This window comes from Antribacter gilvus (assembly GCF_003946865.1).
In the GTDB taxonomy this organism is placed as follows: domain Bacteria; phylum Actinomycetota; class Actinomycetes; order Actinomycetales; family Cellulomonadaceae; genus Antribacter; species Antribacter gilvus.
Genome location: NZ_QXTH01000006.1, coordinates 257,928 through 278,816, shown reverse-complemented (window position 1 = coordinate 278,816; position 20,889 = coordinate 257,928). Strand labels below are relative to the sequence as shown.

The 20,889-nt window shown below is 73.7% G+C and carries 24 protein-coding genes; 15 read left to right on the top strand and 9 right to left on the bottom strand.

Features of this window, described 5'->3' with window-relative positions:
- Genes D1350_RS12625 through D1350_RS12610 form a run of 4 tightly spaced genes read left to right on the top strand, consistent with a single transcriptional unit; the run spans position 1 to position 2,155 of the window.
- Positions 1-168 carry a Sp36 family protein gene (locus D1350_RS12625; protein ID WP_125776353.1) on the top strand — a complete coding sequence of 56 codons (168 nt, stop codon included), beginning with the start codon at positions 1-3 and terminating at the stop codon, positions 166-168.
- A gap of 5 nt (positions 169-173) precedes the next feature.
- Positions 174-641 (top strand): RidA family protein, encoded by a 468-nt coding sequence (locus D1350_RS12620; RefSeq protein ID WP_125776352.1) that lies wholly within the window; start codon positions 174-176, stop codon positions 639-641.
- Between the two features lie 47 nt (positions 642-688).
- Positions 689-1,273: a TlpA family protein disulfide reductase gene (locus tag D1350_RS12615; RefSeq protein ID WP_125776351.1), complete on the top strand. Its 585-nt coding sequence runs from the start codon at positions 689-691 to the stop codon at positions 1,271-1,273.
- A 12-nt stretch (positions 1,274-1,285) separates the two neighbouring features.
- Positions 1,286-2,155: a cytochrome c biogenesis CcdA family protein gene (locus tag D1350_RS12610; protein WP_125776350.1), complete on the top strand. Its 870-nt coding sequence runs from the start codon at positions 1,286-1,288 to the stop codon at positions 2,153-2,155.
- A gap of 64 nt (positions 2,156-2,219) precedes the next feature.
- On the opposite strand, the gene D1350_RS12605 is transcribed toward D1350_RS12610, so the two are convergent.
- The 5 genes from D1350_RS12605 to D1350_RS12585 all read right to left on the bottom strand — a co-directional run bounded on the left by D1350_RS12605 (position 2,220) and on the right by D1350_RS12585 (position 7,359).
- Entirely contained in the window at positions 2,220-2,897 is a 678-nt protein-coding gene (locus tag D1350_RS12605) for a Crp/Fnr family transcriptional regulator (protein ID WP_125776348.1), read from the bottom strand.
- Between the two features lie 152 nt (positions 2,898-3,049).
- Complete coding sequence (locus D1350_RS12600) at positions 3,050-4,174, bottom strand: bifunctional 2-methylcitrate synthase/citrate synthase (RefSeq protein ID WP_206074522.1); 1,125 nt, start codon at positions 4,172-4,174, stop codon at positions 3,050-3,052.
- A gap of 26 nt (positions 4,175-4,200) precedes the next feature.
- Positions 4,201-5,106, bottom strand: a complete 906-nt coding sequence (gene prpB / locus D1350_RS12595; protein WP_125776346.1) for a methylisocitrate lyase — start codon at positions 5,104-5,106, stop codon at positions 4,201-4,203.
- Complete coding sequence (locus D1350_RS12590) at positions 5,106-6,638, bottom strand: MmgE/PrpD family protein (protein ID WP_125776344.1); 1,533 nt, start codon at positions 6,636-6,638, stop codon at positions 5,106-5,108. Before D1350_RS12590 ends, prpB begins: the two co-directional genes overlap by 1 nt.
- Positions 6,639-6,669: 31 nt before the next feature.
- Entirely contained in the window at positions 6,670-7,359 is a 690-nt protein-coding gene (locus D1350_RS12585) for a GntR family transcriptional regulator (protein WP_164545154.1), read from the bottom strand.
- Between the two features lie 82 nt (positions 7,360-7,441).
- Between D1350_RS12585 and nth the strand changes: the two genes are divergently transcribed.
- Positions 7,442-8,218 carry an endonuclease III gene (gene nth, locus D1350_RS12580; RefSeq protein ID WP_125776340.1) on the top strand — a complete coding sequence of 259 codons (777 nt, stop codon included), beginning with the start codon at positions 7,442-7,444 and terminating at the stop codon, positions 8,216-8,218.
- Here the strand turns inward: nth and D1350_RS12575 are convergent.
- A complete protein-coding gene (locus D1350_RS12575) occupies positions 8,169-9,098 on the bottom strand; it encodes an alpha/beta fold hydrolase (RefSeq protein ID WP_125776426.1) in 930 nt (309 codons plus the stop codon). The two genes, nth and D1350_RS12575, sit on opposite strands and share 50 nt — an antisense overlap.
- A gap of 125 nt (positions 9,099-9,223) precedes the next feature.
- Positions 9,224-10,027: a winged helix-turn-helix transcriptional regulator gene (locus D1350_RS12570; protein ID WP_125776338.1), complete on the bottom strand. Its 804-nt coding sequence runs from the start codon at positions 10,025-10,027 to the stop codon at positions 9,224-9,226.
- Between the two features lie 256 nt (positions 10,028-10,283).
- On the opposite strand from D1350_RS12570, the gene D1350_RS12565 reads away from it, so the two are divergent.
- Positions 10,284-11,018: a hypothetical protein gene (locus D1350_RS12565; protein WP_125776336.1), complete on the top strand. Its 735-nt coding sequence runs from the start codon at positions 10,284-10,286 to the stop codon at positions 11,016-11,018.
- 25 nt (positions 11,019-11,043) lie between these two features.
- Here D1350_RS12565 and D1350_RS12560 read toward each other — a convergent pair whose 3' ends face one another.
- Positions 11,044-11,667 carry a YceI family protein gene (locus tag D1350_RS12560; protein ID WP_338068167.1) on the bottom strand — a complete coding sequence of 208 codons (624 nt, stop codon included), beginning with the start codon at positions 11,665-11,667 and terminating at the stop codon, positions 11,044-11,046.
- A gap of 208 nt (positions 11,668-11,875) precedes the next feature.
- On the opposite strand from D1350_RS12560, the gene D1350_RS12555 reads away from it, so the two are divergent.
- Both D1350_RS12555 and D1350_RS12550 read left to right on the top strand, forming a co-directional pair.
- Entirely contained in the window at positions 11,876-12,319 is a 444-nt protein-coding gene (locus tag D1350_RS12555; protein WP_125776333.1) for a thioredoxin family protein, read from the top strand.
- Positions 12,316-12,792 (top strand): DUF4395 domain-containing protein, encoded by a 477-nt coding sequence (locus tag D1350_RS12550; protein ID WP_125776332.1) that lies wholly within the window; start codon positions 12,316-12,318, stop codon positions 12,790-12,792. The genes D1350_RS12555 and D1350_RS12550 overlap by 4 nt, the downstream gene beginning before the upstream one ends.
- Here the strand turns inward: D1350_RS12550 and D1350_RS12545 are convergent.
- Positions 12,786-13,157, bottom strand: a complete 372-nt coding sequence (locus D1350_RS12545) for a DsrE family protein (RefSeq protein ID WP_125776330.1) — start codon at positions 13,155-13,157, stop codon at positions 12,786-12,788. The two genes, D1350_RS12550 and D1350_RS12545, sit on opposite strands and share 7 nt — an antisense overlap.
- A gap of 147 nt (positions 13,158-13,304) precedes the next feature.
- Here D1350_RS12545 and D1350_RS12540 point away from each other — a divergent pair, with 147 nt between their 5' ends.
- The 7 genes from D1350_RS12540 (at position 13,305) to D1350_RS12510 (ending at position 20,738) form a co-directional block, all read left to right on the top strand.
- Positions 13,305-13,916 (top strand): heme-binding beta-barrel domain-containing protein, encoded by a 612-nt coding sequence (locus D1350_RS12540; protein WP_125776329.1) that lies wholly within the window; start codon positions 13,305-13,307, stop codon positions 13,914-13,916.
- A gap of 100 nt (positions 13,917-14,016) precedes the next feature.
- Positions 14,017-15,177: a CAF17-like 4Fe-4S cluster assembly/insertion protein YgfZ gene (gene ygfZ / locus D1350_RS12535; RefSeq protein WP_125776328.1), complete on the top strand. Its 1,161-nt coding sequence runs from the start codon at positions 14,017-14,019 to the stop codon at positions 15,175-15,177.
- 90 nt (positions 15,178-15,267) lie between these two features.
- On the top strand, positions 15,268-16,386 hold the full coding sequence (locus D1350_RS12530; RefSeq protein ID WP_240644069.1) for an FUSC family protein: 1,119 nt from the start codon (positions 15,268-15,270) through the stop codon (positions 16,384-16,386).
- Between the two features lie 85 nt (positions 16,387-16,471).
- The gene (locus D1350_RS12525) at positions 16,472-16,795 is read left to right on the top strand and encodes a DUF2516 family protein (RefSeq protein ID WP_125776326.1); all 324 of its coding nucleotides are present in this window, start codon (positions 16,472-16,474) and stop codon (positions 16,793-16,795) included.
- Positions 16,792-17,910 (top strand): asparaginase, encoded by a 1,119-nt coding sequence (locus D1350_RS12520; RefSeq protein WP_338068166.1) that lies wholly within the window; start codon positions 16,792-16,794, stop codon positions 17,908-17,910. The genes D1350_RS12525 and D1350_RS12520 overlap by 4 nt, the downstream gene beginning before the upstream one ends.
- Positions 17,907-18,332, top strand: coding sequence for a D-aminoacyl-tRNA deacylase (gene dtd / locus D1350_RS12515; RefSeq protein ID WP_125776325.1), 426 nt, complete (start codon positions 17,907-17,909; stop codon positions 18,330-18,332). The genes D1350_RS12520 and dtd overlap by 4 nt, the downstream gene beginning before the upstream one ends.
- A 165-nt stretch (positions 18,333-18,497) precedes the next feature.
- Positions 18,498-20,738 (top strand): helix-turn-helix domain-containing protein, encoded by a 2,241-nt coding sequence (locus D1350_RS12510; RefSeq protein WP_125776323.1) that lies wholly within the window; start codon positions 18,498-18,500, stop codon positions 20,736-20,738.
- The last annotated feature ends 151 nt before the right edge of the window (positions 20,739-20,889 follow it).

The window sequence follows — 20,889 nt, the reverse complement described above, 5'->3', positions numbered from 1 at the left end:
ATGGCAACTACGTGGGAGTACGCGACGATCCCCCTCCTCATCCACAACACGAAGGCGATCCTCGACCAGTGGGGCGCTGACGGCTGGGAGCTCGTCCAGGTGGTCCCCGGACCCGACGGCACCGGCCTCGTCGCCTACCTGAAGCGCCCGACCGGCGGTCAGGGCTGACCGGGATGGGCCACGAGGCACGTCTCGCCGAGCTGGGCATCACCCTGCCCGAGGTTGCCGCGCCGGTCGCGGCCTACGTCCCGGCGGTGCGCTCGGGAAACCTGATCTTCACCTCAGGCCAGCTGCCGTTCGTCGACGGCGCCCTGCCGGAGGCCGGCAAGGTGGGCCTGGGCGACGGTCTGGTGTCCCCCGAGGACGCCGCCGCCTATGCCCGGACCTGCGCGCTGAACGCCCTCGCCGCGGTCCGCTCCGTGACGGGCAGCCTGGACGCGGTCGCCCGCATCGTCAAGGTCGTCGGTTTCGTCGCGAGCGACCCGTCGTTCACCGGGCAGCCGGCCGTCATCAACGGCGCCAGCAACGTCCTGGGCGAGATCTTCGGCGACGCGGGCGTCCATGCCCGCAGCGCCGTGGGCGTCTCGGCCCTCCCGCTCGACGCGCCGGTCGAGGTGGAAGTGATCGTCGAGCTGGCGTAAGGCACCCGTAAGGTCCGGCCTGCCGGGTTCGGGACGAGACTGGGTACATGCGACGACCGGCTGTTCCGTTGATCCTGCTCGCACTCCTCCTCGGCGGGTGCGCCGGCAGCCCCGAACCCGGCGCGGGTCCGGGACCCGGCGCCTCGCCCTCGGCGGCCGCCTCGAGCGAGGCCGCCGAGGGCGCGGCCTCGTCGAGCGAGGCGCCCGGTCCCACCCCGGAAGGGGCAGGACCCGTCCCCGAGGTCTACGCCTTCACGGGCACCACGCCGGACGGCGCCACGTTCTCCGGCGAGGAGCTGGTGGGCAACCCCGCCGTGCTGTGGTTCTGGGCGCCGTGGTGCCCCACCTGCCGGTCCCAGATACCCACCGTCACGGCCCTGGCCGAGGAGTTCGACGGCGAGGTGGCCGTCGTCGCCGTCGGCGGCCTCGACGGGGAGGACGCGATCCTCGACCTGGCGGGCGACATCCCGCACGTGGTCCACCTCGTCGACGACGAGGGCTCGGTCTGGCGGCACTTCGGCGTCACCCAGCAGAGCACCTACACGGTCCTGGACGCCCACGGCGAGGTCGTCTCCGAGGGCTACCTGTCCGACGGCGACATCTCCGCGCTGGTCGCCGACCTCGCCGGCTGACGGGGCCTGACCGTGTCCCAGGATCTCGCCCTCGCCCTCGGCGCCGGGCTGGTGGCCGCGGCGAACCCGTGCGGGTTCGCGCTGCTGCCCGCCTACCTCTCGCTGATGGTGCTCGACGGACCCGGCGACCGGCGCTCCGCCGTCGGCCGGGCCCTGCGCTCGACGGCGGCGCTCACCGCCGGGTTCGTGGCGGTGTTCGCGGTCTTCGGGCTCGTCGTCGCCCCCGTGGCGAGCGCGGTCCAGCAGTACCTCCCCGCGTTCACCGTCGTGCTCGGCGTGGCGCTCGTCCTGGCGGGCGGCTGGGTCGTCGCGGGGCGGGAGCTGCCGGGTCTCCGCCTCGGTCGCGGCCCGGCGCGCCCGGTCACCGGGTCGCTCGCCTCGACGGCCGCCTTCGGCGCCTCCTACGCGATCGCGTCGCTGGGCTGCACGATCGCCCCCTTCCTCGCCGTCGTCGTCACCGCGTTCCGCTCCGGGTCGGTGGGGGAGGGCATCGCGCTGTTCGCGGCGTACGCCGCAGGGATGGGTCTGCTGGTGGGCTGCGCCGCCGTCGGTATCGCGCTCGCGGGGAACGCCTGGGTGGCGCGCGCCCGGAGCGCGGGCCGCTGGCTCCCGCGGGTCGGGGGAGCGCTGCTCCTGGTGGCCGGCGCGTACGTGGCCTGGTACGGCGCCTGGGAGCTGCGGGTGCTCCACGGGGGAGCGGGGGCGGACCCGGTCGTCGAGGCGGCGGGACAGGTCCAGCGGTCCCTGGCCGGGGCCGTGGAGTGGATCGGACCGGCGGGGCTCGTCGTGCTGCTGGTCGTCCTGGCGGCGCTCGGCCTCGGGATACGGGCCGTCGGGATGCGGAGCCGCCGGCTCCGGGAACGCCGGCGCGAGGACGCCTGACGGGGCACGACGAAGGGGTCGCCTCCCGCGGGAGGCGACCCCTTCGTCGTCGGGCAGCGGGCGGCTAGCGCGCGCGGCGCTCCAGGCGGTCCAGGTCCAGCAGGACCACCGCGCGGCCCTCGCGCCGGACCCAGCCGCGGGTCGCGAAGTCGGCCAGGGCCTTGTTCACGGTCTCGCGAGAGGCGCCGACGAGCTGGGCCAGCTCCTCCTGCGTGAGGTCGTGCGCCACGCGGATGCCGTCGTCGTTCGGCTCGCCGAAGCGGGTCGACAGGTCCAGCAGCGCCTTGGCGACGCGGCCGGGGACGTCCGAGAACACGAGGTCCGCGAGCGAGTCGTTCGTGCGGCGCAGCCGGCGCGCGAGCGCTCCGAGCAGGCGCATGGCCACGTTCGGGTGCTCGGCGACCCACTTCACCAGCGCGTCGTGGCGCAGCTCGTAGACCATCGCGTCCGAGACCGACGACGCGGACGCCGTACGGGGGCCCGGGTCGAACAGCGAGAGCTCGCCGAACATCTCACCGGGGCCGAGGATCGACAGGAGGTTCTCGCGGCCGTCCGTGGAGCGGCGGCCGAGCTTGATCTTGCCCTGTGCGATGACATACAGCCGGTCGCCCGGCTCGCCCTCGCGGAAGAGGACGTCGCCTCGGACCAGCTCCACGGGAACCATGGAGTCGAAGAGCGCACGGGTCTCCTCGCGGTCCATGTCCGCGAAGAGGGGGGCAGAGAGTACGACGTCGTCGTCCACCAGGGGTGTCCTCACGTGTCGGGGACTTTCGTCCATAGGGGTTTCCACCAACCAGTCTGCCTTACCTTGGCGAGTTTGCCGGGCATTAGCCCCCCGGCGCCCGACGCCGGAGAGCAGGTTGGGCGATTATGTCGCCTTTGCGAGGGCTGCGGTCAGGGCACGTCCCGTCGCTCGGCGCCGACGTACGCGCACACGGGCCGGATCAGCGCGTTGGCGGCGCGCTGCTCCATGACGTGCGCCGTCCAACCGGTCACCCGGGAGGCGACGAACAACGGCGTGAAGATGTTCGTGTCGAACCCCATCAGGTGGTACGCGGGACCGGCCGGGTAGTCCAGGTTGGGCAGGATGTTCTTGCGCTCGGTCATGGCAGCCTCGAGTGACCGGTAGAGGTCGAGCAGGTCCGGGCGGTCGTAGTGGGCCGAGAGGTCCTCGAGCACGCCGCGCATCGTGGGTACGCGCGAGTCGCCGTGCTTGTAGACGCGGTGGCCGAAGCCCATGATCTTCTTCTTCTGCGCGAGGGCGTCCTCGAGCCAGCCCTCTGCGCGGTCCGCCGAGCCGATCTCCTCGAACGTGGCCATGACGGCCTCGTTGGCGCCGCCGTGCAGCGGGCCCTTGAGGGCACCGATCGCGCCGGTGACCGCCGAGTGCAGGTCGGACAGCGTGGACGTGATGACCCGCGCGGTGAACGTCGAGGCGTTGAACGAGTGCTCGGCGTACAGCACCATCGACACCTCGAAGCCCTTGACCACCGTGGGGTCGGACTCCTCGCCGAACGTCATCCACAGGAAGTTCTGGGCGTAGCCCAGGTCGTCGCGCGGCTCGACGAGGTCCTGGCCGCGCCGGCGGCGCTGGTCGTAGGCCACCACGGCGGGCAGCACCGCGAACAGGCGCAGCGACTTGGCGAGCTCGGCCCCGGGGGACGAGTCCTCGGCCTGCGGGTCGTGGGCGCCCAGGACCGACACCGCGGTGCGGCACACGTCCATCGGGTGGCAGCCGAGGGGGAGCGCGTCGATCGCCGCGCGGACCTCCGGCGTGAGCGCGCGGTGCGCCCGCTCGACGGACGTCTGGTCGGCGAGCTGGGCCGGCGTCGGCAGCTCGCCGTGCCACAGCAGGTACGCCACCTCCTCGAACGAGGTGCGGGCCGCGAGGTCCTGGACCGGGTAGCCCCGGTAGAGCAGGGAGTTGGACTCCTGGTCGATCTTCGAGATCGACGTGGTGTCGGCGACCACGCCGGCAAGGCCCTTGCGGATCTCGGGGGTGGGTTCGGCGATCGTCATACGGTCACTCCTTCGTGAGCGGGTGGTCAGGGTCGGTAGGTGAAGACCTGGTCGTCGAAGTGGTTGTAGCCCGCGTAGTCCACGAGCTCGTACAGGCGGGCGCGCGTCTGCATCTGCGGCACCAGCGCGTCCTGGGTGCCCGCCGACGCGATCTCGTCGAGCCCTCGTTCGGCGGCACCCATCGCGATGCGCAGCAGGGTCACCGGGTAGATGACGATGCGGGCGCCGGCGTCGGCCAGCTGCTGGGCGGTGAACAGCTCCGACTTGCCGAACTCCGTCATGTTGGCCAGGACGGGGACGTCGAGGGCGGACGCCACCGCCTCGAACTCCGACAGGTCGCTCATCGCCTCGGGGAAGATCGCGTCGGCCCCGGCGTCGGCCAGCGCCTTGGCGCGGTCGATCGCGAGCCGCAGGCCGCGCTCGCCGGGCTCGGTGCCGCGCACGTCCGTGCGCGCCATGATGAGGAAGTCGGGATCGCGGCGCCCGTCGACGGCGGCCCGGACGCGGCGCACCGCGTCGCCGAGCCCCACGACCTCCTTGCCGTCGAGGTGCCCGCAGCGCTTCGGGTTGACCTGGTCCTCGACGTGGATGCCGGCCACCCCGGCGTCTTCCATGGTCTGGACCGTGCGCGCCATGTTCATCGGCTCGCCGAAGCCGGTGTCGGCGTCGACGAGCGTCGGCAGGTCGGTCACCCGGGCGACCTGCGCGGCCCTGCCCGCGACCTCGGTCAGGGTGGTGAGGCCGATGTCCGGCAGACCGAGGTCGGCCGACAGCACGGCGCCCGACACGTAGACGCCGTCGAACCCCTTCTCCTGGATCAGCCGCGCGGAGAGCGGGTTGAACGCGCCGGGGAGGCGCAGGATCTCGCCGCCGGCGAGGCCCTCCCGCAGGGCACGCCGCTTCGCCGCGGGGGTGGTCCGGCTGAACAGCATCACGCGACCCCGAGGTCGAAGAGCCCGCGCGGGGAGCCGGCCGACTCGAGGAGGCCCGGGCGGGCCACGATCGTCAGCTCCCGGACCTCGGCCGCGGTGAGGTCGGGCAGGCGCTCGGCCAGGGCGAGGAAGCGCTCGATCTCCGCGTCCTCCAGGACGCCGGCCGCCAGCGTGCGGAACTTGGCGACGTACTGCGCGCGGGCGAACGGGCGTGCGCCGAGGGGGTGCGCGTCGGCCACGGCGATCTCGCGCGTCACCACCTCGCCGCTCGTCAGCGTGATCTCGACGCGGCCGCCGAACGCCTTCTCGGCCGGGTCCGTCGAGTGGTAGCGGCGGGTCCACTCCGGGTCCTCGGCGGTGGTGACCCTCTGCCACAGGTCGACCGTGTCAGGGCGTTGGGCGCGCTCGGGGGCGTAGGAGTCCACGTGGTGCCAGCCGCCGTCCTGCAGGGCCACGGCGAAGATGTACGGCACCGAGTGGTCGAGGGTCTCGCGGGACGCCGTCGGGTCGTACTTCTGCGGGTCGTTCGCACCCGAGCCGATCACGAAGTGGGTGTGGTGGCTCGTGTGCAGCACGATGCTCGCGACGTTCGCCGGGTCGCGGACCTCTGGCCGCTCGGAGCCGAGCGCGCGGGCCAGGTCGATGATCGCCTGCGCCTGGTACTCGGCGCTGTGCTCCTTCGTGTAGGTGTCCAGGATGCCGGTGCGCGGCTCGCCCGGGGAGGGCAGGACGACGTCGTACGCGGCGTCCGGGCCGTCCAGGAGCCAGGCGACCACGCCGTCCTCACCCTCGTACACCGGCTCGGGGGAGGTCTGGCCGCGCATCGCGCGGTCCACGGCCTCGACGGCGATCTTGCCGGCGAACGCCGGGGCGTGGGCCTTCCACGTGGAGATCTGGCCCTTGCGGGACTGGCGGGTGGCCGTCGTGGTGTGCAGCGCCTGCCCGATCGCCTGGAACACCGTCTCGGTGTCCAGGCCCAGGAGCGTGCCGATGCCGGCCGCGGCGCTGGGACCGAGGTGGGCCACGTGGTCGATCTTGTGCTTGTGCAGGCTGATCGCCTTCACGAGGTCCACCTGGATCTCGTAGCCGGTGACGATGCCCCGGACGAGGGCGCGGCCGTCGCACCCCGCGTGCTGCGCCACGGCGAGGACGGGCGGGATGTTGTCGCCCGGGTGGGAGTACTCGGCGGCGAGGAACGTGTCGTGGAAGTCGAGCTCCCGCACCGCCACGCCGTTGGCCCACGCGGCCCACTCGGGGCTGCTCGTCGCCTCCGGCGCGAGGCCGAACACCGTGGAGCCGGGCCGGTACGGGTGTGCGAGGGCCTGGGCCCGGGACGCGACGGCGGGCCCACGGGTGAGGCTGGCCGCGGCGACCGCGGCGTTGTCGATCACGCGGTTGATCACCATGTCGACGACCTCGGGCGCCGGCTCGACGGGGTCGGTGGCGAGCTCCGCCAGCTTCCAGGCCAGCTGGTCCTTGCGGTCGAGGTTCTCGGCGCTCTTGTAGACGCGGAGGTGGTGCGTGTACGGCATCGGTGCTCTCTTCTCGGGTACGTGCCCGCAGTCAGGGGGTCGTGGACGTCTGGTCGGTCAGGGCCTGCTCGGTCATCTCGGCGCTCCGCTCGATGTGCGCGCGCATGGCGGCCTCGGCCGCGGCGGGGTCGCCGCGCCCGATCGCACCGGCGACGGCGCGGTGCTCGTCGACGTGGTCGGTGGTGCCGGCGCGGCGCCGGGCCGCCAGCAGGCGGTAGCGGTCCACGTGGCCCCGGATCTGCCGCAGCAGGGCCGAGCACCACGCGTTGTCCGCCATGCGCTCGATCTCGCCGTGGAACTGCGCGCCGAGGCGCAGCACCTCCTCCTCGTGGCCGCGGACGGCCGCCATGAGGTCGACGAGGCGGTGGAGCCGGGCGACGTCCTCCGGTGTGGCGCGCTCGCACGCCTCGGCGGTCAGCAGGCCCTCCAGGCGGGCTCGCACGGCGGACACCCGCCGGGCGTCCGCCAGGTTCAGGGGAGCGACCCGGACGCCGCCCGTCGGCAGCTCGTCGACGAGGCCCTCGGCCTGGAGCAGGCGGAGCGCCTCGCGGAGCGGGGTACGGGAGACGCCGAGGCTGCCGCTGAGCAGCGGCTCGGTGAGGCGCTCGCCGGGCGCCAGGGTGCCGGCGATGATGCGCTCGCGGAGCAGCTCGTAGACAGCCCGGGCGCCGGACTGCCGCCGCGGGGCGGGTCCGGGGCGGACCTGCGGCTGCGTCGTCATGCGCCCACTCTTGCACCGTTGTGCACTTGTATACAACCCGTGGGCGCAGCGGGTGTGGGTAGCCGTGGCTAGCCTGTCGGACATGACGGAGAAGCTTGCGGGGGAGAGTCGCCTGGCACTCGTGCGCCGGGCCCGGCGCATCAACCGGGAGCTGGGGCAGACGTACCCGGACGCGCGAGCCGAGCTCGACTTCACGACGCCGCTCGAGCTGCTCGTCGCCACGGTCCTGAGTGCCCAGACCACCGACCTGCGCGTCAACGCCACGACCCCGGTGCTGTTCGCGCGGTACCCGGACGCCGAGGCGTACGCGTCGGCGGACCCGGACGAGCTCGAGGAGCTCCTCAAGCCGCTCGGCTTCTACCGGTCCAAGGCCAAGGCGGTCATCGGCCTCGGCAAGGCGCTGGTCGAGCGGTTCGACGGCGAGGTGCCGCCCCGGCTCGCCGACCTCGTGACGCTCCCCGGCGTGGGGCGCAAGACCGCCAACGTGGTGCTCGGCAACGCCTTCGGCATCCCGGGCATCACGGTGGACACGCACTTCGGCAGGGTCGCGCGGCGCCTGGGCTGGACCACCGCAGAGGACCCGGTCAAGGTCGAGACCGAGGTGGGAGAGCTCATCCCGCGCCGCGAGTGGACCGACCTCAGCCAGCGGCTCGTCTGGCACGGCCGGCGGGTCTGCTTCGCCCGGCGTCCGGCCTGTGGCGCCTGCACGGTGCGGACGTGGTGCCCGTCCTACGGGATCGGGGAGGTGGACCCGGAGAAGGCGGAGCTGATGGTGAAGACGAGCCCGGTCCGGCCGGTCCCGGACCGGCTCACATCCCCGCTGTCGCCCGAGGGAGCCAGTCCAGCAGGATCCCTGTGACGTCGTCGGGCGCCTCCTCGGGAAGGAAGTGCCCGGCCCCACGGACCAGCTCGAAACGGAAGTCGCGGGCCAGCACCGCAGCGTCGGCGTCCGCGACGTCGCGGCGCAGCAGGCCGTCCCGGGCGCCGTGCACCTGCAGGGCCGGGACGTGGAAGGGCCGGCGGAGCGCGGCGAGGTACCGGCGTCCGGCCGGACGTGAGCGGGACCGCACCGACCAGCGCAGCGCCTCCATGGCGGTGTGCGCGGCGAAGGGGATCCGCACCACGTCCCGGTATCTCGCCACGACGTCCTTGTCGAAGGGCGACGCGGCGCCCGCGGCCAGCACGCGGTCCACGAGGTCGGCCTGGACGAGGGCGCGCTCGGGGAACGTGGGCACCTGGTAGAACGCCAGCTGCCGGCGCGCGACCGGGGTGAGCAACGAGTACGGCGCCACGCGCACGCCGGCGGGGTGCGGCGCGGCGAGCGCGGCCACCGCGGCGGTCACGTCCGGCTGCAGAGCGGCCATGCCCCAGGCGAGGGTGCCGCCCTGCCCGTGCCCGACGACGACCGCCCGTTCCCGGCCCAGCGACCGGATGACCCCGGCGACGTCGCTCGTCCGGGTGGGGGCGTCGTAGCCCCACGGCGGCTTGTCCGACGCGCCCGTGCCCCGCAGGTCCATCGCCGCCACCCGGTACCCCGCGTCGGCGAGGGCAGGAACCTGGTGCCGCCACGTCCACCAGAACTGCGGGAACCCGTGCAGGAGGACGACGAGCGGCGCGCTCCGTTCGTCGGGCCCCGCGAGGGCGACATGGAAGCGCGACCCGTTGGCCGGCACGAACTCGTGCCGCCACGGGCCCTCGACGAGAGCCGAGGTGTAGTCGCTCGTGGTGGCCGAGGTCACCGGCTGCCGTGCGGGCGCGGAACGATTCGGGTCCGCGTCCGTGCGCGCGGTGGCGCTGTCGACTGCCGTCACGAGAACGAACCTACGCGGCAACCGGTGAGGTCGGCCACCGGCGCGCGGAGCGGTCAGCCACCCGCCGGGGCGGGAGCGGCCGTCTCGGCGGCGGCAGCAGGGCCGGCGTGGGCCGCCGGGCCAGACCCGGTGCCGATGGTGCCGGACGCGCCCGAGGAGGCTCCGTCGTCGGCCGTGCGCTGCTCCTTGGGCGGGTCGAAGCGGTAGCCGACGTTGCGGACCGTGCCGATGAGCTGTTCGTGCTCCGGGCCCAGCTTGGCGCGGAGGCGACGCACGTGGACGTCGACCGTGCGGGTGCCGCCGTAGTAGTCGTAGCCCCAGACCTCCTGCAGCAGCTGGGCGCGCGTGAAGACGCGGCCCGGGTGCTGGACGAGGTACTTGAGGAGCTCGAACTCCTTGTAGGTCAGGTCGATGGGGCGGCCGCGGAGCCGGGCGGTGTAGCCGCCCGCGTCGATCGCGAGCTCGCCCGCGGAGATCTCCTGCTGGCTCTCCTCGGCGTGACCGCGGGCGGAGCGCTCCACGACCAGGCGGAGCCGCGCCTCGACCTCGGCGGGGGAGGCGTTCTCGAGCAGGAGGTCGTCGGCGCCCCACTCGTGGGTGACGACGGTGAGCCCGCCCTCCGTGAGGACCAGCACGAGCGGGACGGTGAGCCCCGTGGCGTGGAGGAGGCGGCAGGTGGTCCGTGCCGCGACCAGGTCGCGGCGCGCGTCCAGCAGGACGACGTCGGCGTCGGGGGCGTCGACCAGGGCCGACGGCTCCATGGGAAGAACCCGGACGCGGTGGGACAAGAGACCCAGTGCTGGAAGCACCTCGGCCGAGCCCCCCGTCGCGGGAGTGAGGATCAACAGCTCAGCCATACTCGACGCACCTCCTCTCGGACCGGCGCCATGCAACCGTCCCGGCTCGACAACATCCGCGCGAGCGACGCCGCCCCGTAGCCTCCGTGGCTTCCGGAAGTCTGCCTTGTTGCTTGTTGCGTGCATGTTACACGCCCTTTTCCTTCGTACCACGGTGCAGGTCAGGGGCATGTGAGTTGGTTGTGACCTGGTCGTCACGAGGGGTGCCTGAGGCCTGTGCGTGGCCTTGGCCGCCCGATCTGGGACACTCGGGGTCGTGTCTGTCTCAACCCGTGCCGTCGTGACCGCCGCGCTTGCCGCAGGAGTGGCCGCAGCGGCCTTCGTCAGCACGCTCGCGCTCGCCGGCGCCGCCGTCGCCCTCGTCGTGCTGCTCGCGCTGGGCTGGCCGGGCCTCCTGCGGCTCCCCGCCGAGGGCGGAACGCGTCTGGTCGTGATGCTCTCCGGCATCGGTTCCGTGGCGGTCGCGTACGCGACCCCCGGAGAGCCGGTCCTGCGGTACCTGCCCATGGTGCTGGCGGCCGGCATGGTGCTGGCGTTCCTCGCGGAGATGATGCGCCGTGGCGGCCGTCCGCGGCTGGTGGAGTCGGTCTCCGGCTCCGTCGCGGGCGTCGTGGTCGCCCTCGCGTGCGCCGGGTGGGTGGCCGCCGGGCGGTCCGAGGCCGGTGCGGCCCTGGTGGTCACGAGCGCGGCCGCGATCGCGCTCGCGGCGGCGCTGTCCGCGGTGCCGCTCAAGGGCTGGGCCCGGCTGGCGGTCACGCTGGGCGCGGCGGTGGTCGCGGGCGGGGCGGTGGCCACGGTGCTGCCGAACATCGACACGGTGAGCGGGCTCTGGTCCGGCGTGGTCGCGGGTCTGGTGGTGGGGGCGCTGCACCTGCTGCTCGAGCAGCTGCCCGCGCTCCGGCGCCGCCTGCCCGGGCTCGCTGCGAGCGTGCTCCCGGTGGCGGTGGGCGGGATCCTGGTGTTCGTCGTCGGCCGGATGGTCGTGGGCTGAGACCCCGTCGGAGCCGTCGGCCCCGTCAGGCCTCGCGGATCGCCTCGCCGGCGAGCTCGATCCTGACCTTCCTGGCGACGAGGACGCCGCCCGTCTCGAGGGCCACGTTCCAGAGCAGGCCGTAGTCCTCGCGGTCGATCTCGCAGGTGGCACTGAATCCGAAGATGTCGCGCCCGTAGGGGTCGCGTCGGGCACCCCCGAACTGGCACTCCAGCTCGACCGCGCGGGTGACGCCCTTGATGGTCAGCTCTCCGGGGACCACGAAGCGGCCCGTCGAGCGGTCGGGCTCGTCGAGGTTCGCCGGGCGGTGCCCGGACGCGTTCGCCTTGAGCCGCGCCCAGGAGAAGATCGGGTCCACCTGGTCCTTCAGCTTCATCCCGGTGCTGCGGAACTCGATGGTGGGATGGTTCACCACGTCGAGAAAGTCCGGACTCATCAGGTGGGCGTCGCGCTCGGGGTTCAGCGTGTTGATCGTCGCGGCGGCGATGGTCGCGCTGATCTGCGAGGAGAGCGGGTCGTCCGCCACGTGCACCGTTGCCGCACCGTCGCCGAACTCACCGCGGACGGGGCTCACCATCATGTGCATGGCGAGGAAGCCGAGCCGCTTGTGCGCGGGGTCCAGCGTGTAGACACCGGGAGCGGGGATCACGAGCCCATTCCAGGGCCTCGTGGGAAAATCGTCCATTACCACACATTCCCCCCAGAAGACGTTCGCTCAGGCAACTTATCACGCGGAAATGAGATAGTTGAAAACCGTTCGGATTATGTCTCGGCGCCACGTCTCGGTTCACTGCGCGAAGTGGGACAGAATGGTCCGGCGGTTGATACTGCTGACGTAGCACGTCGAGAGGGAGCGCATGGCGGACGGAATCGTGACGCTGGCGGTGGTGATGGCGGTCACCGCGGCGATCGGGTGGTGGTGGTTGCGCCGCCAGGGCGCGGTGCGGACACGGCCCGGTACGGACGCCCGCGACTGGACGGACCAGGGTGTGCTCCTCGGCGCCCGCGCGACGTTCGTCCAGCTCTCCGCCGCGGTGTGCGCTCCCTGCCGGGCCACCGCCCGCGTGCTCGGCGAGCTCGCGAACGCCCATCCCGGCGTCACGCACCGGGAGCTCGACGTGGACGAGAACCTCGACCTCGTCCGGGAGCTGAGCGTGCTGCGTACGCCGACAGTGCTCGTGCTCGACCCCGCGGGGCGTGAGGTGGCACGCATGAGCGGCGTGGTCTCTCGCAGGCAGGCGAACGAGGCGCTCGGCACGGTGGACCACCAGATGATCGACGACGGAAGGACGCGCACGTGACGCGGACGGGAACGGCACAGGGGACCGGCCTGGGGATCGATCCCCGGGGGCCGCGGTTCGGTGCGGGCGTGACGGCGGCCCTGCTCGCGGTGGTGGTGCTGCTCGGCGGGAGCACCGCCGGCCTGGTGCTCCTGGCGGTCGTGGCCGCAGGCTTCCTGCTCGGGACGATCCGTGGGGCGGAGGGGACCTGGCAGGGCTGGGTGTTCCGGACGCTCGTGCGGCCGCGGCTCGCGCCGTCCCACGAGCTGGAGGATCGTCGGCCGCCACGGTTCGCGCAGGGTGTCGGGCTGCTCGTGACGGGCGTGGGCGTGGGGCTCGGCCTGTCCGGCGTCCTCGTCGCGGTGCCGATCGCAGCCGCCGTCGCCTTCGTCGCCGCGGCGCTCAACGCCGTCGTGGGCCTCTGCCTCGGGTGCGAGCTGTACCTGCTGCTGCGGCGCCTGCGGCCCCGGTCCGCGGGCGGCGGCGCTCAGTAGACGATCGCCTGCGCCCCCTCGCGGAGGATCTCTTCCGCGAAGACTGCCGCTCCGGCGATGCGGATCCCGGGCAGCACGTCGGCCTCGGTGATGTCCCGCCGCGCCGCGCACTGGGTGCAGAGCGTGACGGTGCCGGCCTCGAGGACCGTCGCGAGCAGGTCGGGCAGGGGGGCGGCGTGCTCAAGCACGAGGTCGCCCGCCCGGCCGGGCAGCGCGAACCACGCGGACTCGCCGGTGAGCCAGAGGCTGACCTCCGCGCCGGCGACCGCCGCGGCGGCCGCGACGGTGAACGCCTGGTTCGTGGCTTCGGGCCGGTCCAGGCCGGATGTGGTCTTGATCACCAGGGAACGTGGGGTGCTGGTCATGGCCGAAGCGTAGGCACCGGCGGTTAGGATCGTCGTCATGTACCACACGCTCGAAGCTGTCTTCATCGGCCTCCTGATCGCGGCGACGCTGACGATCACCTGGTTCGCCGGCTACGTCGTCTACAAGCTGTTCTCCGGCCAGCGCTGATGCCTTTCACGTTCCCGGAAGGGCTCGCGCCGGAGGTCTACCCTCTGGCGTGGCTCGTCGGTAGCTGGCGTGGCGAGGGCGTGATCGAGTACCCCGGCATCGACCGGCGCACCTTCGTGCAGGACCTGGTCTTCGACCACGACGGCGGTCCCTATCTGCGCTTCGAGTCGACGCTCCGCGTGCTCGACGCGGAGGTGCCGGAGCGGGTCCCCGCCGACGGCGAGTGGCCTGAACCGGTGGCCGACCCGACGGACGGCGACGACGCCGCGCCCGTCGTGCCCAGCAGCGACGCGGGCACCGTGTGGTCCACCGAGACCGGCTACTGGCGCGTCTCCACGGACCGTCCGGACGGCCTGGAGGAGGACCGGCACGCGGTCGAGGTGCTCGTCACCGACGCCTCGGGCCGACTGAGCCTCTACCTGGGTGCCGTCGGCAACGGCCGCATCGACCTCGCGACGGACTTCATCGCGCGCACCGCCACCGCGTCGGTGGTGAGTGCCTCCAAGCGGCTCTACGGACTCGTCGAGGGACGTCTCCTCTGGGTCGAGGAGCTCGCGGCGTTCGGCGAGCCCCTGCGGTCCTATGCGTCCGCGGAGCTGGACAGGCTGTGACCATGCCGTCTGTGACCATGCCGTCTGTGACCATGCCGTCTGTGACCATGCCGTCGGGAATGGCGGCACCTCGCACGACGCTGCACGGTAGGTGACCCTCATGACCGACTACACGAGCCCTCTCCTGGCGCGCCACGGCGCGGTCTCCGCGACCGGGCCGGACGCCGGGATCGCCTGGCACTACGGCGACCCGGTGGCTGAGCAGCGCGCACTGGCCCGCGGCGGTGCCGTGGTGGACCAGTCCCACCTGGGCGTGGTCCGCGTGGCCGGGCCCGACCGCCTGGGTTGGCTGCACTCGATCACCTCCCAGGACCTCGCGGACCTGCGCCCGCACGAGTCCACCGAGCTGCTCGTGCTGTCGCCGCAGGGTCATGTCGAGCACGCCGCCGCGGTGGTGGACGACGGCGAGTCCACCTGGCTGATCACCGAGCCGTCGCACGCGCCCGACCTCGCCACCTGGCTGCAGCGCATGAAGTTCATGATGCGCGTGGAGATCACCGACGCGACCGCAGACTACGCGGCGATCGGCGAGGCGGTGGACGCCGAGGGCGCCGAGGGGGAGCCGGTCACCTGGCGCGACAGCTGGCCCCGCGTCACCGGCGGCGGCACCCGCTACGGTCCCCCCGAGGCCGAGCACCCGGGCATGCAGCGGCCGTGGCGCCTGGTCCTGGTGCCGCGCGACGGCCTGGAGGCCGCGGTCTCGGAGCGGGAGGCCGCCGGCTGGCGGCTCGCCGGCACCTGGGCCTCGGAGGCGCTCCGCGTCGAGGCCTGGCGTCCGCGCCTGGCCCGCGACGTGGACCACCGGTCCATCCCGCACGAGCTCGACTGGCTCCGCACGGCCGTCCACCTGCACAAGGGCTGCTACCGCGGCCAGGAGACCGTGGCCCGGGTCCACAACCTCGGCCGCCCGCCGCGCCGGCTCGTGATGCTCCACCTCGACGGTTCGGGGCACCTGCTGCCGGAGCCCGGCGCCGAGGTCCGGCTCCGCGCCGAGGGCGACGACCCGGCGTCGGGCAAGGTCGTGGGCACGCTGACCTCGATGGCGCGTCACCACGAGCTGGGGCCGATCGGCCTCGCGGTGGTCAAGCGCAGCGTCCCGGACGACGCGGAGCTCCTCGTGGTGTCCGACGCCGGGGGCTTGCCTCTCGCGGTCGCGGCGGCGCAGGAGGTCGTGGTCCCGGGCGACGGCGTGTCGGTGGACCGGCCGCAGCAGCGCGGCCCCGTCACCCCGGGCCTGCGGGGGCCAGGCAGCCTGATCTGACCCGGACAGGTCCGACGGAGCCCTGACCCCGGCCGGGCCTGTGACGCACGTCCTGTGGCCCGTGGTGCCCGGGCCGGGAAGGATGCTCCTGTGAGCGCGCTCCCCGGTCCGGCCGACGAGGTGCTCCGCCGCGCCATGCGGTCCCTGGTGCTCCGCACCCGCGCCCGCCAGGGCTGGACGCGTGTGCGGTCCGGGCTGGTGCCGATCGGCCAGGCGGCCCTGGCGGCGGGCGCGGCGTACGCCGTGGCGCTCCACGTGCTGGGCCACCCGATGCCCTTCTTCGCCCCGGTCGCCGCCTGGATCTGCCTCGGGTTCACGGCGCAGCGGGACGTGCGGCGCGTGGCAGAGCTCGCGGTGGGTGTCGCCGTGGGCGTAGGTATGGGCGACCTGGTGGTGCACCTGATCGGGTCCGGCTGGTGGCAGCTCACCGTCGTGCTCTTCTTCTCCGCCCTGGTGGCACGCTTCATCGACCGGGGAGCCCTGCTGGTCACGCAGGCCGGCGCCCAGGCGATCATCGTCGTGGGACTGCCGGCCGTCTCCGGTGGCGCGGTGGGCCGCTGGACCGACGCCCTGGTGGGCGGTGCCTTCGCTCTGCTCGTGGCCGTGCTGACTCCCGGAGACACCCGCCGTCGCCCCCGGGCGCTGGGCGAGCGGGCGCTCGTCGAGCTGGCGCAGACGCTGGAGACGCTCGCCCGAGGGCTGCGCTCCCACGACGAGGAGGACGTGGCGGCGGCCCTCGTGCGCGGGCGGGCCTCCGAGCCGGTCCTCGACGAGTGGCTCGAGGCCTCCCAGGGAGCCCGCGAGCTCGCACGGGTGAGCGTGGGCCGGGGTCACCGGACAGAGCTCGCCCGCCTCGAGGTCCAGGCGGTCCTGGCCGACCGTGCCATGCGAAGCATCCGTGTCCTGGCCCGGCGGGCTCAGCCCGTGGTCCGCGCCGGCACGCACGATCTCAGGACCGTGGCGGGCCTGGTCGAGCGGTTCGCGGCCGGTGTACGGCTCCTCGCGTCCGCCGTCGCCGTGAACGGGGACACCGCCCCCGCGCGGCGCCTCCTCACGGAGGTCACGGCGCTGGCCGACCCCCGCGGCGCGGGCGACGGCGACTGGCAGGTCCAGTCGATGGTCATGCTCCTCCGTTCCCCGCTGGTGGATGCGCTCGAGGCGGCCGGCGCCTCTCCCGGCGAGGCCCGGGACGCCCTGCCCGAGCTGTAGCCCGTTCCCGGCTGTGGTCCTGGTTCGACCGGGCCGGGGAGCCCAGGAGCAGACTGCCCGGCGAGGGTGACGTAGGCTCTGAGCCGTGTTCGGAGCCCTGCAGCAGCTCGTTTTCATCATCCTGGCCATCGTGGTCTTCGTCGTGCAGGTGGTGGCTCTGGTCGACGCCGTGCGGCGACCGGCGCGGGGGTTCGAGGCGGAGGGCAAGCTCACCAAGCCGATCTGGCTGGTCATCCTGGGCGTGGCCGCCGTCTTCGGCCTCCTCGGGCTGCCGCCGGCGGGCTACACCTCCCACTCGTTCCTCAACGTCCTCGCGGTCATCCCGGCGATCGTCTACTGGGCGGACGTGCGGCCGCGCCTCAAGGAGCACGGCCCGGGTCGCGGTAACGGGCCACGGAGCGGCTGGTGAGCGGCGTGTCGGAGACCACGGCGGACGAGGTCGTGGGCCAGGCCCATCCCGTCGCGACCGGAACCGTGCTCGACGGCGCGGCACCTCTCGCCGAGGTGGTGCGCGGTGACCTGGTCGAGTCCGTGCACCTGGGGCACCTGGTCGTCCTCGACCCGGCGGGCCAGCCGCTGCTCACGGTGGGCAACCCCGACACGATCATCTGGCCGCGGTCGTCGGTGAAGCCGCTCCAGCTCGTGGCGATGCTGCGCTGCGGGCTGGACCTCCCGGACCGGCTGCTCGCCCTCGCGTCGGCCAGCCACAACGGGGAAGCGGTGCACCTGGACGGCGTGCGCGAGATCCTCGCGTCGGCCGGGCTCACGTTCGCGCACCTCCGCAACACGCCCGACCTGCCCCTGTACCCGCCGGCCTCGGTGGCCTGGCAGGTCGAGGAGCTGCGCGAGGGTCGCGACGGACCGTCCTCGCTCACGCAGAACTGCTCGGGCAAGCACGCGGCGATGCTCGCGACGTGCGTGATCTCCGGGTGGGACGCCGCCGACTACCTCAACCCCGAGCACCCCCTGCAGCAGGTGATCCGGAGCACCATCCTCGAGCTCACGGGGGATGCACCGGAGTCGCTGCACGTGACCGTCGACGGGTGCGGCGCCCCGCTGTTCTCCACGTCCGTCACGGGGCTCGCGCGGGCGTTCGCCGACATCGCCTCGGCGGCGTCGCAGGATCCGGCGTCGCCGGAGGGCTGGGCGGCGCGGGCGGTGTCGGCCTACCCGGAGATGGTGGGCGGCACGGGCCGCGACGTCACGCTCGCGATGCAGGCGGTGCCCGGCCTGGTCGCCAAGGACGGCGCGGACGGCGTCTACGCGGCGGGCCTCGCCGACGGCTCGGCGCTGGCGTTCAAGGTCCTCGACGGGGACAAGCGTCCCCGGCCTGCTGTGCTCGCGGCGGCACTCCGAGCGGCGGGCGCCTCCCGGGCCCCGGGTGCGTATCCCGGCGGTCTCGACGCGCTGGGACGAGTTCCCGTCCTCGGCGGCGGGCACCCGGTGGGCGAGGTGCGCCCGGCGTTCACCGTGGGCGACACCCGCTCGGACCCCGCGGACCACGAGCAGCGGCTCGCGCGATGAAGGCGGTGGTGCAGCGCGTCACGCGCGCGAGCGTCGCGGTGGACGGCGAGGTCGTCGGCAAGATCGACCGGCCGGGCCTCCTGGTGCTCGTGGGGGTCACGCACGACGACGGGCCGGGTCAGGTGGAGGTCATCGCCCGCAAGATCGCCGAGCTGCGCATCCTCCGCGACGAGCGCTCGGCGTCGGAGGCGGGCGCCCCCGTGCTCGTGGTCAGCCAGTTCACGCTCTACGGGGACGCGCGCAAGGGCCGCCGTCCCACGTGGAACGCGGCGGCCCCCGGTCCCGTGGCGGAGCCCCTCGTGGAGGCCGTCGTCGCGAACCTCCGGGCCCGGGGTCTCGAGGTCGCGACTGGCCGGTTCGGGGCCGACATGGCGGTGGAGCTGGTCAACGACGGACCGGTGACGATCCTTCTGGAGGCCTGAGGCGGAGTCCTCCGACGTTCGACCGGCTTGACACCCGTGTCAGGATCCGTGCGGTACAGGTGTTCAGCACGCGCTGTGGCAGGTCCGACGTCGGGTCGGTCATGTGCGTGAAACGTTCGATCGTGATACTTGCGAGCACCGTGAACGAATCCGGGAGGCTCGACGATGACTGACCTGGCACGTGAGGCGGAGGCGCTCGCCCTGCTCGCTGCGGAGTGTCGCCATCCCGTCGCGCCCCATGTGGCCGCCCAGCTGACGTGGCTCGTGGGGCACGAGCCCGCCTGCCTGCTCGAGACCGCCGCGGTCCTCACGCCGGAGCACCTTGCGGGAACGGCGATGCTGCCCGACCCGCTCCCGGTCGTCCCGGCCGTGCGGGCTGCCGTGGAACCGCTCGACCTCGACGACGACGCCCGCCACCTCCTCGTCGTCGCGGCGATCGCCGTGGTTGACCGCACCGAGGTGCTGCTCGCGGCATCCGGTACGAGCATCGACACCCTGCTCTGCGGCCCGGCCGCCCAGCACCTCACCCTGGCCGCCGGCCGCTTCGCGTTCCGCGACCCACGGACCCGGTCCGTGGTCCACGGCGACGCCGACCTGGCGTCCCGGACCGCCGCCCACGCCGCGCTCGCCCAGGTCCACCGTGCTGCGGGGGAGCCCCTGATCGCGCTGTGGCACACGTCGCTGAGCACGATCGCGGGCGACGCGCTGCTCGCGGACGGCCTCGTCGAGGTCGCGGAGCAGCACCTCTCGCGCGGCGACGTGCGGCGGGCGCACGAGGTCGCGCGCGAGGCGGCCAGCCACGGCACGGGTCTCGTGCGGGCCCGGGCGTTCGCCGTCGCCGGGCGGGCCGCGCTCTGGGGAGGCCACGTGCACGACGCCGTCACCTGGTTGCGCAGAGCCGCCGACCCGGGCACCGGCGGCGGGCCGCGCACTGCCACGCCGCCGCTCGCACCTGGCCGGACCGGGCGTGAGCCCAGCGACGCAGGGCCGCTGGCGGCCGCGCTGGCGGTGCTCGACACCCCGACGCCGCCCTCGGGCCCACGCCATCTCGCCACCCTGGCCGATCCTCTGCTCGCGGCGGCAGGGCCGGAGGCCGACCGGGTCGCCCTCGACGCCGCACGCAGAGCGCTGCTCCTCGCCCACGACGCGCCGGGCGAGGCCGGGGCCGTGCTCGCCCAGGCGGAGGCGTCGCTCAGCCCGGCGAGGCGGTCCGGCTGCTGGTTCGACGGCCCGGACTCCGCCATGACGCCGCTGGCCGAGGCGCACCTACGGGTGGCGCAGGCGATGCTCGCCCTGCGGTCGGGCGACGCCGGGCACGCCGCCGAGCTCCTGGACGAGGCCGCCGACACCCTCCCCGTCGCGCTCGCCTTCGGCGGGCTCGGTGTGGCGCTCGCCCGCCGCCTCGACCTCGTGCGACGGGGTGACGTCGGCGTGGTCGCCGCTGCGCTCGAGGCGTCGGTGCCCGGCGCCGTCGCCCCGCCGGTCCGTGCGGCGATCCTGGGCGACCGTGCCCTGGTCTCGGCGTACGCGGGCCGCCACGCGCAGGCGGCGACGCTGCTCACCCTCGCCGCCGAGCGCGGCGGCGAGGACCTGCGCGCCCTCTGGCTCCCCACGCCCGATCCCGTCGAGCTCTACCTCCTCGCCGGCCAGCGTCGCGCCGCGGTCCAGACCCTTGCCCGGCTGCGGGGCAGTCTCGCCCAGGTCGGTGCGCCCGGACCGACGTCGCGCCGGCGGCCCGGCACGCTGCGCAGGTCCCTCGACGTGGCCCGCGCCGAGGTGGTGCTCGCCGACGCGGCGGGTCTTGCCCGGGCGTGCGAACGGGCCGTCGGAGTCTCGCTCCTGGTCGGCTCCACGCTCGAGCGGGGGATGACCGAGCTGGTCGTCGGCAGGGCCTACGCGCGGCTCGGCGCCGTGGAGGAGGCGGCCTCCCACCTGCTCGCGGCGCAGGAGCTCTTCGACGAGTCGGGGGCCCACGTGTGGGCGGGCGTCTCCGAGCGCGCCCTCGCCCAGCCGGCCGAGCGACCCGCCGAGCGACCGGCGGAGCGACCCGCCGAGCGACCGGCCGCCCAGCAGACCGAGCGGGCGATCCCTGCGGAGACGCTCCCGGCAGGCGTGGGCGAGCGACGTGTCGGTGAGGTGACCGCCGAGGCGGTGTCCGGCGTCGTGCCGGGTGGGCGGGAGGCTGCTGTTCCCGCGGCTGCGGCGGCCTGCGCGTCGTGGGCCGACGTCCTGACCGAGCGCGAGCTCGACGTGGCCCGCCTGGTGGTGCAGGGCAAGGCGAACCGCGAGGTCGCCGAGACGCTCTACGTCTCGGTGCGGACCGTCGAGGTGCACCTCGGCCGGGTGTTCCGGAAGCTCGGCGTGCGGTCGCGGACAGAGCTGGTGGTGCTCGCCCACCGGGCGTGACCACGGCGTGACCGCGGCGTGACGCTCCGTCACCTACGGGTTTTCCCGTACATCGGCCGGATCCTGCGGTTCACGATGTGGGGAACACTGATTCATTAGATAGGAACCTGTCCTTACTTTCATCTCGGAAACACTGTTCTTCCCGATGAGA

Coding starts and splice junctions, on each gene's coding strand:
- D1350_RS12625 (WP_125776353.1), top strand. CDS start 1: ATGGCAACTACGTGGGAGTACGCGACGATCCCCCTCCTCATCCACAAC.
- D1350_RS12620 (WP_125776352.1), top strand. CDS start 174: ATGGGCCACGAGGCACGTCTCGCCGAGCTGGGCATCACCCTGCCCGAG.
- D1350_RS12615 (WP_125776351.1), top strand. CDS start 689: ATGCGACGACCGGCTGTTCCGTTGATCCTGCTCGCACTCCTCCTCGGC.
- D1350_RS12600 (WP_206074522.1), bottom strand. CDS start 4,174: ATGACGATCGCCGAACCCACCCCCGAGATCCGCAAGGGCCTTGCCGGC.
- prpB (WP_125776346.1), bottom strand. CDS start 5,106: ATGCTGTTCAGCCGGACCACCCCCGCGGCGAAGCGGCGTGCCCTGCGG.
- D1350_RS12590 (WP_125776344.1), bottom strand. CDS start 6,638: ATGCCGTACACGCACCACCTCCGCGTCTACAAGAGCGCCGAGAACCTC.
- D1350_RS12585 (WP_164545154.1), bottom strand. CDS start 7,359: ATGACGACGCAGCCGCAGGTCCGCCCCGGACCCGCCCCGCGGCGGCAG.
- nth (WP_125776340.1), top strand. CDS start 7,442: ATGACGGAGAAGCTTGCGGGGGAGAGTCGCCTGGCACTCGTGCGCCGG.
- D1350_RS12570 (WP_125776338.1), bottom strand. CDS start 10,027: ATGGCTGAGCTGTTGATCCTCACTCCCGCGACGGGGGGCTCGGCCGAG.
- D1350_RS12555 (WP_125776333.1), top strand. CDS start 11,876: ATGGCGGACGGAATCGTGACGCTGGCGGTGGTGATGGCGGTCACCGCG.
- D1350_RS12545 (WP_125776330.1), bottom strand. CDS start 13,157: ATGACCAGCACCCCACGTTCCCTGGTGATCAAGACCACATCCGGCCTG.
- D1350_RS12540 (WP_125776329.1), top strand. CDS start 13,305: ATGCCTTTCACGTTCCCGGAAGGGCTCGCGCCGGAGGTCTACCCTCTG.
- ygfZ (WP_125776328.1), top strand. CDS start 14,017: ATGACCGACTACACGAGCCCTCTCCTGGCGCGCCACGGCGCGGTCTCC.
- dtd (WP_125776325.1), top strand. CDS start 17,907: ATGAAGGCGGTGGTGCAGCGCGTCACGCGCGCGAGCGTCGCGGTGGAC.
- D1350_RS12510 (WP_125776323.1), top strand. CDS start 18,498: ATGACTGACCTGGCACGTGAGGCGGAGGCGCTCGCCCTGCTCGCTGCG.